This is a genomic window from Nocardia sp. NPDC051833 (genome assembly GCF_040681225.1).
Classification (GTDB): Bacteria; Actinomycetota; Actinomycetes; order Mycobacteriales; family Mycobacteriaceae; genus Nocardia.
Genome location: NZ_JBFAYK010000004.1, coordinates 42,284 through 55,175 on the forward strand (window position 1 = coordinate 42,284; position 12,892 = coordinate 55,175).

At 71.4% G+C, this 12,892-nt stretch carries 14 protein-coding genes and 1 pseudogene; 4 read left to right on the forward strand and 11 right to left on the reverse strand.

Annotated elements, in window-relative coordinates:
• Positions 1–6: 6 nt before the first annotated feature.
• The 3 genes from AB0L91_RS28485 to AB0L91_RS28495 all read right to left on the reverse strand — a co-directional run bounded on the left by AB0L91_RS28485 (position 7) and on the right by AB0L91_RS28495 (position 1,540).
• Entirely contained in the window at positions 7–519 is a 513-nt protein-coding gene (locus AB0L91_RS28485) for a DUF1990 domain-containing protein (RefSeq protein ID WP_365015387.1), read from the reverse strand.
• Between the two features lie 28 nt (positions 520–547).
• Positions 548–883 carry a hypothetical protein gene (locus tag AB0L91_RS28490; protein WP_355276665.1) on the reverse strand — a complete coding sequence of 112 codons (336 nt, stop codon included), beginning with the start codon at positions 881–883 and terminating at the stop codon, positions 548–550.
• 120 nt (positions 884–1,003) lie between these two features.
• Positions 1,004–1,540 (reverse strand): carboxymuconolactone decarboxylase family protein, encoded by a 537-nt coding sequence (locus AB0L91_RS28495; protein WP_365015388.1) that lies wholly within the window; start codon positions 1,538–1,540, stop codon positions 1,004–1,006.
• A gap of 144 nt (positions 1,541–1,684) precedes the next feature.
• Here AB0L91_RS28495 and AB0L91_RS28500 point away from each other — a divergent pair, with 144 nt between their 5' ends.
• Positions 1,685–2,539, forward strand: coding sequence for an AraC family transcriptional regulator (locus tag AB0L91_RS28500; RefSeq protein ID WP_365015389.1), 855 nt, complete (start codon positions 1,685–1,687; stop codon positions 2,537–2,539).
• On the opposite strand, the gene AB0L91_RS28505 is transcribed toward AB0L91_RS28500, so the two are convergent.
• Positions 2,540–3,121, reverse strand: coding sequence for a TerD family protein (locus AB0L91_RS28505; protein ID WP_365015390.1), 582 nt, complete (start codon positions 3,119–3,121; stop codon positions 2,540–2,542).
• Between the two features lie 76 nt (positions 3,122–3,197).
• Positions 3,198–3,617, reverse strand: a pseudogene (locus AB0L91_RS28510) (MgtC/SapB family protein); the annotation flags it as partial.
• A 309-nt stretch (positions 3,618–3,926) separates the two neighbouring features.
• On the opposite strand from AB0L91_RS28510, the gene AB0L91_RS28515 reads away from it, so the two are divergent.
• On the forward strand, positions 3,927–4,634 hold the full coding sequence (locus tag AB0L91_RS28515; protein ID WP_365015391.1) for a hypothetical protein: 708 nt from the start codon (positions 3,927–3,929) through the stop codon (positions 4,632–4,634).
• A gap of 6 nt (positions 4,635–4,640) precedes the next feature.
• Here the strand turns inward: AB0L91_RS28515 and AB0L91_RS28520 are convergent, their stop codons facing one another.
• The 3 genes from AB0L91_RS28520 to AB0L91_RS28530 form a co-directional block, all read right to left on the reverse strand.
• Positions 4,641–5,498 carry a universal stress protein gene (locus AB0L91_RS28520; protein ID WP_357348392.1) on the reverse strand — a complete coding sequence of 286 codons (858 nt, stop codon included), beginning with the start codon at positions 5,496–5,498 and terminating at the stop codon, positions 4,641–4,643.
• Between the two features lie 87 nt (positions 5,499–5,585).
• On the reverse strand, positions 5,586–7,325 hold the full coding sequence (locus tag AB0L91_RS28525) for a GAF domain-containing protein (protein ID WP_365015392.1): 1,740 nt from the start codon (positions 7,323–7,325) through the stop codon (positions 5,586–5,588).
• 39 nt (positions 7,326–7,364) lie between these two features.
• Complete coding sequence (locus AB0L91_RS28530) at positions 7,365–8,009, reverse strand: response regulator transcription factor (protein WP_365015393.1); 645 nt, start codon at positions 8,007–8,009, stop codon at positions 7,365–7,367.
• Positions 8,010–8,218: 209 nt separating this feature from the next.
• On the opposite strand from AB0L91_RS28530, the gene sulP reads away from it, so the two are divergent.
• Positions 8,219–9,901 (forward strand): sulfate permease, encoded by a 1,683-nt coding sequence (gene sulP, locus AB0L91_RS28535; RefSeq protein WP_365015396.1) that lies wholly within the window; start codon positions 8,219–8,221, stop codon positions 9,899–9,901.
• Between the two features lie 3 nt (positions 9,902–9,904).
• Here sulP and AB0L91_RS28540 read toward each other — a convergent pair whose 3' ends face one another.
• Positions 9,905–10,894 carry a hypothetical protein gene (locus AB0L91_RS28540; protein WP_365015398.1) on the reverse strand — a complete coding sequence of 330 codons (990 nt, stop codon included), beginning with the start codon at positions 10,892–10,894 and terminating at the stop codon, positions 9,905–9,907.
• Positions 10,895–10,974: 80 nt separating this feature from the next.
• Positions 10,975–11,172: a three-helix bundle dimerization domain-containing protein gene (locus AB0L91_RS28545; RefSeq protein ID WP_355276684.1), complete on the reverse strand. Its 198-nt coding sequence runs from the start codon at positions 11,170–11,172 to the stop codon at positions 10,975–10,977.
• 264 nt (positions 11,173–11,436) lie between these two features.
• On the opposite strand from AB0L91_RS28545, the gene AB0L91_RS28550 reads away from it, so the two are divergent.
• Complete coding sequence (locus AB0L91_RS28550) at positions 11,437–12,237, forward strand: alpha/beta hydrolase (protein ID WP_365015400.1); 801 nt, start codon at positions 11,437–11,439, stop codon at positions 12,235–12,237.
• A 51-nt stretch (positions 12,238–12,288) separates the two neighbouring features.
• Here AB0L91_RS28550 and AB0L91_RS28555 read toward each other — a convergent pair whose 3' ends face one another.
• Complete coding sequence (locus tag AB0L91_RS28555) at positions 12,289–12,885, reverse strand: ABC transporter permease (RefSeq protein WP_365015402.1); 597 nt, start codon at positions 12,883–12,885, stop codon at positions 12,289–12,291.
• Between the last annotated feature and the right edge of the window lie 7 nt (positions 12,886–12,892).

Sequence of the window (12,892 nt, forward strand, 5' to 3'; positions counted from 1 at the left end):
CGGTGCTCAGCGCACCAGCGCGCGCAGGTACCGGCGACGGTAGACACGCTGGGCCAGCAGCAGGATCGGGAACGCCGCGCGCCAGTAGCCCACCCGCGCGGGCCTGGTCAGCGAGCGCAGGGTGAGGACAACGGCACCGTCGGGGCGCCGATGCACCACGAACGCCTCCTCGCCGGTGACCGGGTGGCCGGGCAGGGTGCCGTAGGCGAAGCCGCACCGGTCGCCGGTGTCGACGACCGCCACCACCCGCACCGGCTCGTGCACGACGATCGGGCCGAAGCCCGCGGTGATCCGGTAGTCGGCGTCGGTCACCACCGGGGTGTTGGGTGCCACGCGAAACCCGCTGCGGCGCTTGATGCCCCAGCGCAGGATCGTGTCGGTCGCGGCGGTCCAGACGTGGTCGCCGTGGCCGATCACCACCGAGGTCTCGAACCGGCGGAACCCGGGGAGTTCCGCCGTCCAGGATTCCTCGGCGGGGCGGGTCGCCCCCGCCGGGTGATAGGTGAGTGCCGCGGGCATACCGTCGACGATAGAGCGCCGAGGGAGGTCAGGCGGTGGGCTGCGGGGTGCGCTTGGCGCGCCGCTCGGTGACCGGGATCGCGTAGGCGGCGCCGTCGCGGATGCCGAATTCGAAGCGGCACGGGAACAGCGAGGGTAGGCCGGTGGAGCGTAGGTCGTAGTTCGCCGCGAGGGTCTGCATCGCCCAGTTCTGCAGCGAATCCGGCAGGCGCAGGGTGGTGCCGTCGACGCAGGACACGTAGGCGTGTGTCCGCTCGCCGTCGACGGGCAGTGGGTTGCGCAGACCGACCGCGCCGATTTCCAGAATTCGTCCGGCGTTATGGGCAGAAGCGACGCTCGGCAAATCCAACTCGATGTCGTCCATGCGGGAAACGGTAACTCAGCAACTATTCAGGGAACACGGAAATCGAGTGCCCTTGACCAAACTTCGCAAAGTCACTCCGATCCGCCGGGCGGGTCGCCGGCCCGGCGGATCGCGGGTGGGCTACCGCAGGGCGACCACCGGGAAGTCGACCGGCACGCGCAGCGCCACGTTCACGTAGTTGGTGAACAGGTTCAGCGCCACGTGCGCGATGAGTTCGACGAGCTCGGCGTCGGTCCAGCCGAGCGCGCGCGCCCGCTCGACGTGCTCGTCGTCGACGTGTCCGCGCTGCTCGACCAGCTCCAGCGCGAGCCCGAGCAGCGCGGCCGTCTTGGGGTCGTCGGCGGCGCCGACCTGTGCCGCGGACAGCGCGTCGGCGGACAGCCCGGCCTTGCGGCCGAGGCCGGTGTGCGCGGCCAGGCAGTATTCGCAACTGTTGCGATTGGCCACGGCCACCGCGATCAGCTCGGTCAGGGCCGGGCCGAAGGTGCCCGCGCCGAGCGCGGTGAACGATCCCCACATACTGCGCAGTGCCGCGGGCGAATTCGCCACCGCCCGGAACATGGCCGGGGTGGTGCCGAAGGCGCCGTCGATCTGATCGAGCAGCTCGCGAGTGCCGCCCGTGGTGTCGGTCCGGGCGATGAGCGAGACGTGCGACATGGTGATTCCTCCGTGGTGCGGGGGTTGCCACCGGGACCGATCGGCTCCGGCGGATGCCTGGGCATGCCTCCAGCTTCGTCGTCGAAATCGGCCGAAAAGGTACTAAAAGTCCGTGATGCTTACCGAATCGTCTAACTTTGGGGGATGTCTTCGGTTGATCGGCTGTCCCCACTGCTCGAACAGTTCCGGGTGCGGGCGCACGTGCTGCACACCGGACCGCTGTGCGGCGTCACGCGATTCGGTGCCGAGCGGGGGCGGGGGTTCCTGCATCTGATCCGCGCCGGGCGGATGACCGTCGAGCACCGCGATCCGCTCGGCGCGACGCACCGGCTGGAGGTGGCCGAGCCGAGCGTCGTGTTCTATCCGCGGCCGCTGGCGCACGTCTTCCATACCGACGCCTGCGGCGACACCGATTTCGCCTGTGCCACCGTGGACTTCGACGGCGGCGCGGAGCATCCGCTCGCCAGGGCGCTGCCGCCGGTGATCGTCGTCCCCCTCGCGCGGGTCGAGGGGCTCGATCAGGCGCTGGAACTGCTGTTCGGTGAGATCGATCGGCATCGGTGCGGGCACCGGGTGCTCGCGGATCGCCTCTTCGAAGTGGTGCTCCTGCAACTGCTGCGCTGGCTGCTCGATCACCCCGGCGACGTCGCGATGCCGCCCGGCCTGCTCGCCGGCATCGCCGACCCGCAGCTCGCCCCGACGCTGCTCGCCCTGCACGAGGCGCCGGGCGACGACTGGACGCTCGCGAGCATGGCCCGGCACGCGGCGATGTCGCGCAGCGCCTACGCGGCCCGGTTCCGGGCCGTCCTCGGCCAGACCCCGCTGGACTATCTGACCGCGTGGCGACTCGCGCTCGCCCAGCTGCGGCTGCAGGCCGGGCATTCGGTGAAAGCCGTTGCCGCCGAGCTCGGTTACGCCAACAGCTCGGCCCTGTCGCGGGTCTTCACCCAGCGGATCGGCCGGTCGCCGACGGCGTGGCTGGCCGAGCTCGGCGACTGACTACTGGATCGCGAAGCGCAGCAGGGCCTGGCGGTCGCCCTGCTTGATCTTGCCCTTGCGGTCGAGCACTTCCAGCTGCCAGACCGGGCCGTTGCGGAACGCCCTGGCGATCGCGTTGGCGTTCTCCTGGCCGAGCAGCGAGGGCCAGATGTCGGCGACCGGCTGGCTGTCGGCGCCGGTGGCGTCGTAGATCTTGAACGAGACGTTGTTCGCCTTCTCGAACGAGGAGCCCTTCTTGAAGGCGGCGGCGACGAACACGATCGCGTCGATGCCGGGCGGGACCTCGGCGAAGGTGACGTGCACGGTCTCGTCGTCGCCCGTGGCGGCGCCGGTCTGCTCGTCACCGGTGTGCACCACCGCGCCGTTGCCCAGTGGATTCAGCGAATCCAGCCCGGCGAACCGGACGGGTTCCCCGCCCTGCAGCAGGATGGCGATCAGATCCAGGTCGACGCCGCGCTTGCGCCGGGCGATGCCGAGCAGGCCGCCGCTGGATCCGGCCGACGGGTCCCAGCTCACCCCCACGCTCATCTTGGTGATGCCGGCGAGGTCGGCCGCGCCGTCTTCCTTCTTCAGCGTAATCACGATTCCAGGCTACGGACTCGCGGAGCGGGGTGCAGGGCAACAGAATTCACCCGGAACGGTCACCCGCCGTCTCGGGCTCCGGCTGCCGATCCACCGCGCGCCCCGCCGCCCGCAGCGCGACATTGGTGACGACGACGGCGACCGTGCCCGCCGCCGCGGTGGCGTACATGCCCGCACCGGCGAGCGCGCCCACCGCCGCCGCGCACCACAGCGTGGCCGCGGTGTTCAGCCCGCGGATATTGACACCGTCGCGCAGGATCACCCCGGCGCCGAGAAACCCGATGCCGGAGACGATCTGCGCCGCCACCCGGGTCGGGTCGGCGTCGGCGCCGTGGAAACCGTTGGCGGACAGCAGGACGAAGAGGGCGGATCCCGCGGCGACGAGCGCGTTGGTCCGCAGCCCGGCCATCCGGGCGCGATATTGCCGCTCGATCCCGATCAGCGCACCGAGACCGATGCCGGCGCCGAGACGAAGCAGCATTTCCAGAGTCGACATGACGACCACACCTTTCGGCGGGTGGTGGCGTCGCTACCGCGCAGTCGCGGAGGCGATCGCCGGGTGAACGAGGGACAGCACAGCTCGATGACTTCCGTCGGACACGACAACCACCTCCTTTCGCCCACTTCACGGCGTGAACCCGCGCACCCGGCGGTGCCGGGCGCCGATCGGGGCCCAGTAAACCCCCGGTTACCGGATTCCGCAACCCGAATATCGGTAACGATCGAGTTCTTTTGATTACCAACATGTTTCGCGCCATACAATCGAGGGGTGGGCGCAGGGGAGCCATGGCCGGGAGGGAAGCGAATGGACACCCGCGAGTGGATCGCCGAGAAGGTGGAAGAGTCGAGGGGCGCCACCTACCGGACACGGCCCGAGGGTGAGCAGGTCCTGATCGTCGAGCGGACGCCGACGTGCGGGCCCGCGATCGTGGTGTGCCTGGAGCGTTCGGGGGCCGAGTTCACCGCCGCGGATCTGGACGCGGTCTGCGCGCAGATCCCGGAGGTCGACTTCGTGGTGGGCACCCGGTCGAGTCCGATCGCCCATCAGACCTATCACCGTGCCGACGTGCTGGGCATCGGCCTCGGCTCGCTCGGCGACCTGCTGTTCGCGCTGCGGCACGCGGACGTGGCGAGCGCGCGCACGAGTGAGCGGATCTTCATCGAGAACGGCTTGGCCCGCCACGCGGGGGTCGAGGGGTTCGGGCGGATCGCGAAACGGGCCTACGAGGTGGTGCTCGGCGCCGTCGCGGCCGGGACCAGGCGGGTCGTGATCACGAAGGAATACGAGCTGACCGCCGGGGAGGTGCACAGCCTGGTTGCCGAACACCGCACCCTCGCCATCGACGCCATCGCGTCGAGCAACCCCGCGGCGACGGGATTCGGCCCCGACGCGCACGACGCGGCGCGCCGGGCCGGCGTCGAGCTGTACACCTGGAAGGCATTCCTCGCCGACCTCGGCAGCGCGGTGGCGCAGGACGAACACCGGCCGCCGCCGCACACCGGCTCGCGGTGACCCCGATCAGCGCGGGGATTCCGGGCGGGTGATGATCAGCGGGCAGGTGGTGCCGTGGAGGACGGCCTGGGCGACCGAGCCGAGCGCGGCGTCGGCGAAACCGCCGCGGCCGTGGCTGCCGACCACGATCAGCTGCGCGCCCGCGGCGGCGGTGAGGATCGCTCGGGCGGGACGGTCCTCCACGGCGATGCGCTCGACCGACACCTCGGGATACTTCTCGCGATAGCCCGCCAGGCTCGCCGAGAGCTCCGCCTCGGCCTCGGCCCGCATCGTCGCCCGCGATTCGTAGCGGAAGAACTCCGACCAGGCGTGCACCGCGATCACCCGGACCCCGCGCCTGCTCGCCTCGTCGAAGGCGACCGCGATCGCGTCCGCGCTGACCCCGGAACCGTCGACACCCACGACCACCGCACCAGCGGTGGCCGGTGCTTCCGGCACCACCGCGACCTGGCACGCGGCGTGCCGGGCGATCGCGGTGCTGACCGAGCCGAGCAGCGTGCGCCGCAACGCGCCGAGTCCCCGGCAGCCGACGACGACCAACCTGGCCCGTTCGCTGCGGTCCCGCAGCACCGCGCGCGCGTCCCCGACCTCGACGCCCGTGCCGACGGTGAGCCGGTCGGTGGCGACCAGCGCCGCCGCCTCCGCGACCACGGATTCGCCGTGCGCGTGCAGCGCAGCACCGTCGAAGAGCGGACCGCTGAGTCCCGGCCCGTAGTCGATCGGGATCTCGACGGCGTAGACGAGTTCGAGTGGAGCTCCATGGTGAACGGCGTACTCGGCGGCCCAGCGCACCGCGATCAGCGACTGCGCCGAACCGTCGACACCGGCGACGACCGGGCGGCCGGGGTACTCGGGAAGGGACATGACGGCCTCTCTCTCGAGTCCACCCTGCGCCCCGGACGCCGGGCCGGGACAGGGCCGCAGGACCTGGGCCGCAGGGACTTTGGTCCCTCAGTCCAGCGGGGCCGACCAGCGCAGCAGCGTGCCGCCCTCGGGCCGCGCGGTGGCGGTGAAGACGCCGCCGGCGGCCCCGGCCCGCGCGGCCAGATTGGCCAGTCCGCTGCGCCGGGTCACCTCGGGCGCGATCCCGATGCCGTCGTCGGCGACCTCGATCGTCACCTCGTCGCGCACCACGAGTTCCACCGCCACCGAGTTCGCCTTCGCGTGCCGCACGACATTGCTCACCGCCTCGCGCAGCACCGCCTCGACGTGATCGGACAGCGGCGGCTCGAGTACGGTGACCGGCCCGGCCAGCCGGACCGTGGTGCGCAGCCCGGTCTCGGCGGTCATCTCGGTGATGATGTGGTGCAACCGTTTCCGGTACTGCGAGGAGTCGGTGGTGGTGTTGGACTGCAGGTCGAAGATCGAGTACCGGATGTCCTGCACGATCGCCTGGATGTCGTCGATGGTCTCGTCCAGGCGGGTCCGCACCTCCGGCGTCCGGACCCGCTGCATCGTGCCCTGTAGCGACAGGCCGACCGCGAACAGCCGCTGGATGACGTGATCGTGCAGCCCACGGGCGATCCGGTCGCGGTCGGCGTAGACGTCCAGATCGCGCATCCGGCGCTGGGTCGCGGCCAGTTGCAGCGCCACCGCCGCCTGGTCGGCGTAGGTGGTCATCAGCGCCTGGTCCTCGTCGCTGGGCGGGGTGGTCCCGGCCGGGAGCACCGTGGTCAGGACCCCGGTGACCAGGCCGTTCGCCCGCAGCGGCAGGGTGAGCGCCGGCCCGAAGTCGGCGATCGAGTCGAAGACCGGATCGTGGGCGGGGGCATCGGAGGTGACCGGCAGGCCCGACCGGAACGCCGCCGCCACCGGCGAACTCGCCGTCAGCGGAATGGCCCGGCCGACCAGGACACCGGCGTCGGCACCGGCCGCCGCGACCACCCTCAGCTCGGTGATCTCCTCGGACGGGACATCGGGGTCCTCGGGCAGGGCCAGGAAGGTGCACGCCGAATTCGTCAGGGAGCGGCCACGTTCGGCGATCAGCTCGAGCACGTCCTCGGACGGGCTGCCCGCCAGCAGTTCGGTGGCCACATCCCGGATCGCCTCCAGCCACTGCTGCCGGATCCGCGACTGCTCGTAGAGGCGGGCGTTCTCGATCGCGATGCCGGCGGCGGCGGCCAGCGCCTGCACCACCACCTCGTCGTCCTCGGTGAACTCGAGCCCGTCGGCCTTCTCGGTGAGATAGAGGTTGCCGAACACCTCGCCGCGCACCTGTACCGGAACGCCGAGGAACGTGCGCATCGGCGGATGCCGGTCGGGGAACCCCACCGAGGACGGGTGGTCCGAAAGATTGGTCAGCCGAATCGGTTTCGGCTCGGCGATGAGCAGCCCGAGCACGCCGTGCCCGCGCGGTAGGTCGCCGATCAGCACGCGGGTGCGGTCGTCGATGCCCTCGTAGACGAACTCGGCGAGCTGGTTGCTGGTCTTGTCGGTCTCGCGCACGCCGAGCGCGCCGTAGCTGGCGTCGACGAGTTCGATCGCGGTGTGCACGATGGTGCGCAGGGTGTTGTCCAGGTCGAGGCCCGCCGTGACGACGAGCATCGCCTCCATCAACCGGTCCATCCGGTCGCGCACGTCGACGATCTGGGTGATCCGGTCCTGTACCTCGGTCAGCAGTTCACGCAGACGCAGCTGGGACAGGGTCTCGGTCACCGGGGGCCGGCCCGCGGCCGCCGAATCGTCGTCCATGCCGGGCATTCTTCCACGGTGCGGGCGCCGTGGCCGACGTCATGGGCGTGGCGGTCGGTCCAGGTCGGCGGCCATGACGGCGGCTTGGGTGCGACGCTCGACGCCGAGTTTGGTCAGCAGCCGGGAGACGTAGTTCTTGACCGTCTTTTCGGCCAGGAACATGCGCGCGGCGATCTGCCGATTGGTCAGGCCCTCACCGAGCAGCGACAGCAGCGTGCGCTCCTGCTCGGTGAGCGTCGCCAGCGGTCCGGACTTCTCCGCCGCCTCCGAGCGCAGCTTGGCCATCAGCGCGGCGGCGGCCCGGTTGTCCAGCAGCGATTTGCCGTGGCCGACCTCGCGCACGGCGTTGATCAGCTCCAGGCTGCGGATGTCCTTGACCACGTAGCCGCTGGCGCCGGCCAGGATCGCGTCGAGCATGGCCTGTTCGTCGGTGAACGAGGTGAGGATCAGGCAGCGCGGCGCCGGGTCGGCCGAGAGCAGTTCGCGGCACAGCTCGATGCCGTTGCCGTCGGGCAGGCGCACGTCGAGCACGACGACGTCGGGTCGCAGCGCGGGAATGCGGGCCAGCGCCTCCGCGCAGGTACCCGCCTCACCGACCACCCCGAGATCGGATTCGAGCGCGATCAGGTCACCCACGCCGCGCCGGACGATCTCGTGATCGTCGACCAGGAACACCGTGATCATCGCTGACCCTCTCTCGAAGACCGACCGTCGCGTTCCATTGTCCGCCGTCGTCGCCGGCCGGGGACATCGCAGGTAGCCGATCATGCTTCGAGCCTGCCCCCGGTGGGTGGCCGGGGGCAGGGCCGAAGGTCCTCCGGGAGTGGGACTCGCGTCCCGATCCGGTGACGTCGGCGCCGCGCGCGGCCGCGACGGCGCACAATGTTCGCACTGTGTTGGAGCGCGCACTGCCCGGTCTGCGGCAGTTCCGGAACTATCGGCGCGCGTGGCTGCGTTCGGACGTGGTCGCGGGCGTGACCGTCGCCGCCTATCTGATCCCCCAGGTGATGGCGTACGCGACGGTCGCCGGGCTGCCGCCGGTGGTCGGGCTGTGGGCCACGATCGGGCCGCTGGCGGTGTACGCGCTGCTGGCGACCTCGCGACAGCTCTCGGTCGGCCCCGAGTCGACGACCGCGCTGATGACGGCGGTCGCGCTGGCGCCGCTGGCCGCGGGCGACCCGTCCCGCTACGCGGCGCTGGCCGCGCTGCTGGCGCTGCTGGTCGGCGTGCTGTGCCTGGTCGCGGCGCTGGCACGGCTCGGGGTACTGGCCGATCTGCTGTCCCGGCCGGTCCTCGTCGGGTATCTGGCAGGCACCGCCGGGTTGATGATCGCGGGTCAGCTGGAGTCCGTCACCGGCGTGCCGGTCGAGGGGGAGTCCGTCCTGGACCAGGTGCGATCGTTCGTGTCCAACCTCGCGCAGTGGCATCCGGCCACCGCGCTCCTGGCCGGTACCGTGCTGGCGGCCCTGCTGATCATGGCGCGGTGGGCGCCACGCGCGCCGGGCCCGCTCATCGCGGTGCTGGCCGCGGCGCTGGCGGTCGGGGTGTTCTCGTTGCAGCGCTTCGGCATCGATGTCGTCGGGGAGGTGCCCGCCGGTCTGCCGGCGCCGGGGCTGCCCGCCATCGCGTTCGACGATGTGGTGGCCCTGCTGCTGCCCGCGGTCGGCATCGCCGTCGTCGGCTTCTCCGACAACGCGCTGACCGCGCGGGCCTTCGCCGCCCGGCACGGCGAGCGCGTGCAGGCCAACGCCGAACTGGCTGGTCTCGGCGCGACGAATGTGGCCACCGCGTTCACCCACGGGTTCCCGGTGAGCTGTAGCGGCAGCCGCACCACCATCGCCGACCTGATGGGCGCGCGCACTCAGCTCTACGCCCTGGTCACCCTCGTGTCGGTGCTGGTCGTGCTCTTCGGCGCCACCGGGCTGCTGGCCCAATTCCCCTCGGCCGCGCTGGGCGCGCTGGTCGTCTACGCGGCGCTGCGGCTGATCGACGTGCGCGAGTTCCGCCGGATCGCCCGGTTCCGGCGCAGCGAGCTGTTCCTGGCGCTCGGCACCGTCGCCGCGGTGCTGGTGCTCGGCGTCCTCTACGGCGTGCTCGTCGCGATCGCGCTGTCGGTGTTCGACCTGCTGCGCCGGATCGCCCGCGGCCACGACGCCGTCCTCGGCTTCGTCCCCGGTCTCGACGGCATGCACGACGTGGACGACTACCCCGAGGCGACACCCCTGGCCGGACTGGTGGTGTACCGCTACGACGCGCCGCTGTGTTTCGCCAATGCCGAGGACTTCCGCAAGCGCGCGCTGGCCGCGGTCGACTGGTGGGCCGAGCGCAGTGGTGAACCGGTGCGCTGGTTCGTGCTCAACGCGGAAGCCAATGTCGAGGTCGACCTCACCGCGCTCGACGCCGTGGACCAGGTCCGCGACGAATTGACCTCTCGCGGGGTGGTTTTCGCGATGGCGCGGGTCAAACAGGATCTGCGCGACGATCTGGACGCGTTCGGCCTCACCGAGCGTATCGGTCCCGACCTGCTGTTTCCCACCCTGCCCACCGCGATCGAGGCCTTCCGGGCCGACGCCTGACCGCTACTTCTCGGTGAGCACCTCGGTCAGCGGCCGCCGCGGGGTGGGCGGATGCTGTTCGTCGCCGGGGGCGATGCCGATCCGGATGACGACCTGCGGGGCACCCGGCCGCCCGGCCAGGCCGGCCAGCTGGCGCCGGTTCGCGGGGAGTTCGGTGATGTGGGTCAGCGCGCAGGTCGACAGGCCCGACGCGGTGCACTCGAGCAGCACCGCCGAGAGCGCCTCGCCCGCCCGCAGCCAGTCCAGCGTCGCTTCCGCACCGGTGGACAGGACGGCGAGGCGCGCGTGATCGTCGTCGAGCTCGCCGCGTCGCGCCGAGCGACCCGGTGCCGGGAACGCGCGCGCGACACCCACCCTGGCCCGCTCGGATTCCGAGGCGAGCGCGGTCGGCGGGATGCCGTCGGATTTCTCGGAATGTCCCGCCCACCAGCGCAGTTCGGCCTGGTATTGCATGTCGTAGGTGCGCAGGGCGTCGGCCTGCTCGGATGCGGTGGTCAACCGGGGACGCGCGTCCTCCGGCAGCACATCCACGTCGAGATCGTGCGGCGCGACGAGTCCCCCGACGGTGGACATCACCGAGGGCAGGCCGATCGGGGCCGCCATCGGCAGCCGGTCGGTGTAGCGGCGGTCGATCGCCTCCGCGCGGCGCAGCTCGCCGATCGGCGGATCGGGCCACGGCGCGAACCCGATGCGGGCCAGCAGATCCGGGCGGTCGGGATCGGGCAGCCGGGTGACCTCGGTGTGCCAGTGGGCGGCGGCGAACGCGGTCCGCACATGGTGCAGCGCGGCACCGCAGCTGATCACGGCCTGCCGTCCGGTCGGGTCGGCCTCGGTGAGCACGCGGGTGGGGTCGCGCCACAGCTCCAGCGCGGTGCCGTCGAAGACCCAGCGCCACGGCTGGGTGTTGTGCACCGACGGCGCCCGGCACCCGAGCCGGATCGCCGCGCGCACCGTGGGGTGGTCGGGGATCGGGGGAACCGTTTGCTCGGTCATGTCATCCAGCCTGGTCCGGGATCCGGACGGCCGAAACGGGCTTTGCGCACTTTCGCGGGGGACCGAAGTCACTCATCGGCTCAGGTGGGCGGGGTCGACAGGCTGCGGCTGGCGCGGCGCTCGACCAGGAGCGGGACGAAGTCGCGGACGTGCACGTCGGCGAACCGGTCGTAGGCCGTGTGGACGGTGTCGGAGATGAACTCGGGGGCGATGCTGGGATATCGCTGCGTGAGGCGGACGACGACTTCGTCGATCTGTTGAGCTTCATCGGTGGCCATGAGTCCATGGTCAGCTCGGGTCGATCGGGGGTCAATCGAATCACGCGGATCGTTTGCCAGATGTTGCCGGAGCGGTGATGGTGGACACGAGAGTCCCTCGATGTGGTCCGCCGCGCAGGGGCTGTCGGCGCCGGACGATACTGGGCGGTGGGCGATCGCCGACGGGCGTTCCGGTCACGGCCGGGACCCGTGATGTCGCCATGTCGCCTGGATCCGCGCCGCACGTCATCTGAATCCGAGATCGCCGGGAGAGGTAGACCGATCATGAGCAGAATCCGACCGAGCACGGCCCTCGCGCTGGCCGCCGGGCTGAGCGCCTGCGTGCTCACCGCCGCGCCCGCCCTGGCCGCCGAGAGCCCGACCGTGGTGCTGGTGCACGGCGCGTTCGCCGACACCACCAGCTGGGACGGTGTCGCCGCCGCCCTGCGCGCCGACGGCTATCGCGTGGTCGTGCCGGACAACCCGCTGCGCGGCCCGGCCAACGACGCGGCGGCCGTCGAACGCGCCATCGCCGGTATCGACGGGCCGATCGTGCTGGTCGGCCACTCCTACGGCGGCGCGGTGATCACCAATGTCGACGATCCCGACGTGACCGCCCTGGTCTACATCGCGGCCTTCGCCCCGACGCAGGGCGAGCCGACCCAGCTCCTGCTCGACCCGATCCGCTTCCCCGGCAGCCAGCTGCTGCCCCCGGTCCTGCAACTCGCACTGGTCGACGACCCGCAGGGCCTCGCGGGCAAGAGCCTCGACGGCTATGTCGATCCCGCGTCGTTCCACCGGGTGTTCGCCCAGGACGTCGACGACGCGACCGCCGCCGACATGATCGCCCATCAGCGCTCGATCGCCGTCGCCGCCAATCTCGAGCTGTCCGGGCCCGCCGCCTGGCGGCACCTGCCGAGCTGGTACCTGGTCTCGGGCGAGGACCGGGTCATCCCGCCCGCGTCCCAGCGCTTCATGGCCGACCGGATCGGGGCGAGGACCAGCGAGATCCCCGCGTCGCACGCGTCCCTGGTCGCGCAGCCGCAGGTCGTCGCCGAGGTCGTCGAGCAGGCCGCCGCGGGCTGAACCACCGATTGCCCGCCCGGCGGGTCCGGGCGGGCAATCGGGGCGAAAACGTCAGGCGGCCAGGGCCCGTCGCCGGGGTTCGACGGCGGCGGCGACCAGATAGCTGCCGCCGCCCGCGAGGGCCAGCACCCAGTACGGGCTCGCGCCGTCGAGGAACAGGGCGGCCGTCGAGGTCAGGGCCAGCCAGGCGCCGAGCGCGTATTGCAGGACGTCACGGTAGGCGGCGCCGCCCGCGAGGTAGAGCAGGCCGACGATCAGGCCGGAACCGGTCGGCCAGAGCAGCATCTTCAGATCATCTTGGGCCAGTGCCGAACTCAGCGCGGTGATCACGAGGAACAGTGCGCCGAATCCGACCAGCCAGGACACCGCGAGCAGGTTGCCGACGACGGCGTCGGCGCCGGTGGCGCCACGCTGGGCCCGCATCGTCACGACGCTGGTGATCACCATCGCGATCAGCAGCCCCGCGATCAGCAGCGCGGTCGGCACGGCCGCGGGCAACCGCAGCAGCGGATCGGCGCCGTGGGACATGGCGTAGGCGCCGTGGCCGAGCAGCCAGGCCAGCCCGAAACTCAGGTAGGACGGCCGGTTGTCGAGCAGGACGCGCAGGGTGGACGGTCGGGCTTCGGCGGACGAAACGGGCTGGGACATCACAGAT

What these genes read in the sequence shown, in the direction of transcription:
- AB0L91_RS28485 (WP_365015387.1), bottom strand. Translation starts at nt 519, where the DNA reads ATGCCCGCGGCACTCACCTATCACCCGGCGGGGGCGACCCGCCCCGCC.
- AB0L91_RS28490 (WP_355276665.1), bottom strand. Translation starts at nt 883, where the DNA reads ATGGACGACATCGAGTTGGATTTGCCGAGCGTCGCTTCTGCCCATAAC.
- AB0L91_RS28495 (WP_365015388.1), bottom strand. Translation starts at nt 1,540, where the DNA reads ATGTCGCACGTCTCGCTCATCGCCCGGACCGACACCACGGGCGGCACT.
- AB0L91_RS28500 (WP_365015389.1), top strand. Translation starts at nt 1,685, where the DNA reads ATGTCTTCGGTTGATCGGCTGTCCCCACTGCTCGAACAGTTCCGGGTG.
- AB0L91_RS28515 (WP_365015391.1), top strand. Translation starts at nt 3,927, where the DNA reads ATGGACACCCGCGAGTGGATCGCCGAGAAGGTGGAAGAGTCGAGGGGC.
- AB0L91_RS28520 (WP_357348392.1), bottom strand. Translation starts at nt 5,498, where the DNA reads ATGTCCCTTCCCGAGTACCCCGGCCGCCCGGTCGTCGCCGGTGTCGAC.
- AB0L91_RS28525 (WP_365015392.1), bottom strand. Translation starts at nt 7,325, where the DNA reads ATGGACGACGATTCGGCGGCCGCGGGCCGGCCCCCGGTGACCGAGACC.
- AB0L91_RS28530 (WP_365015393.1), bottom strand. Translation starts at nt 8,009, where the DNA reads ATGATCACGGTGTTCCTGGTCGACGATCACGAGATCGTCCGGCGCGGC.
- AB0L91_RS28540 (WP_365015398.1), bottom strand. Translation starts at nt 10,894, where the DNA reads ATGACCGAGCAAACGGTTCCCCCGATCCCCGACCACCCCACGGTGCGC.
- AB0L91_RS28545 (WP_355276684.1), bottom strand. Translation starts at nt 11,172, where the DNA reads ATGGCCACCGATGAAGCTCAACAGATCGACGAAGTCGTCGTCCGCCTC.
- AB0L91_RS28550 (WP_365015400.1), top strand. Translation starts at nt 11,437, where the DNA reads ATGAGCAGAATCCGACCGAGCACGGCCCTCGCGCTGGCCGCCGGGCTG.
- AB0L91_RS28555 (WP_365015402.1), bottom strand. Translation starts at nt 12,885, where the DNA reads ATGTCCCAGCCCGTTTCGTCCGCCGAAGCCCGACCGTCCACCCTGCGC.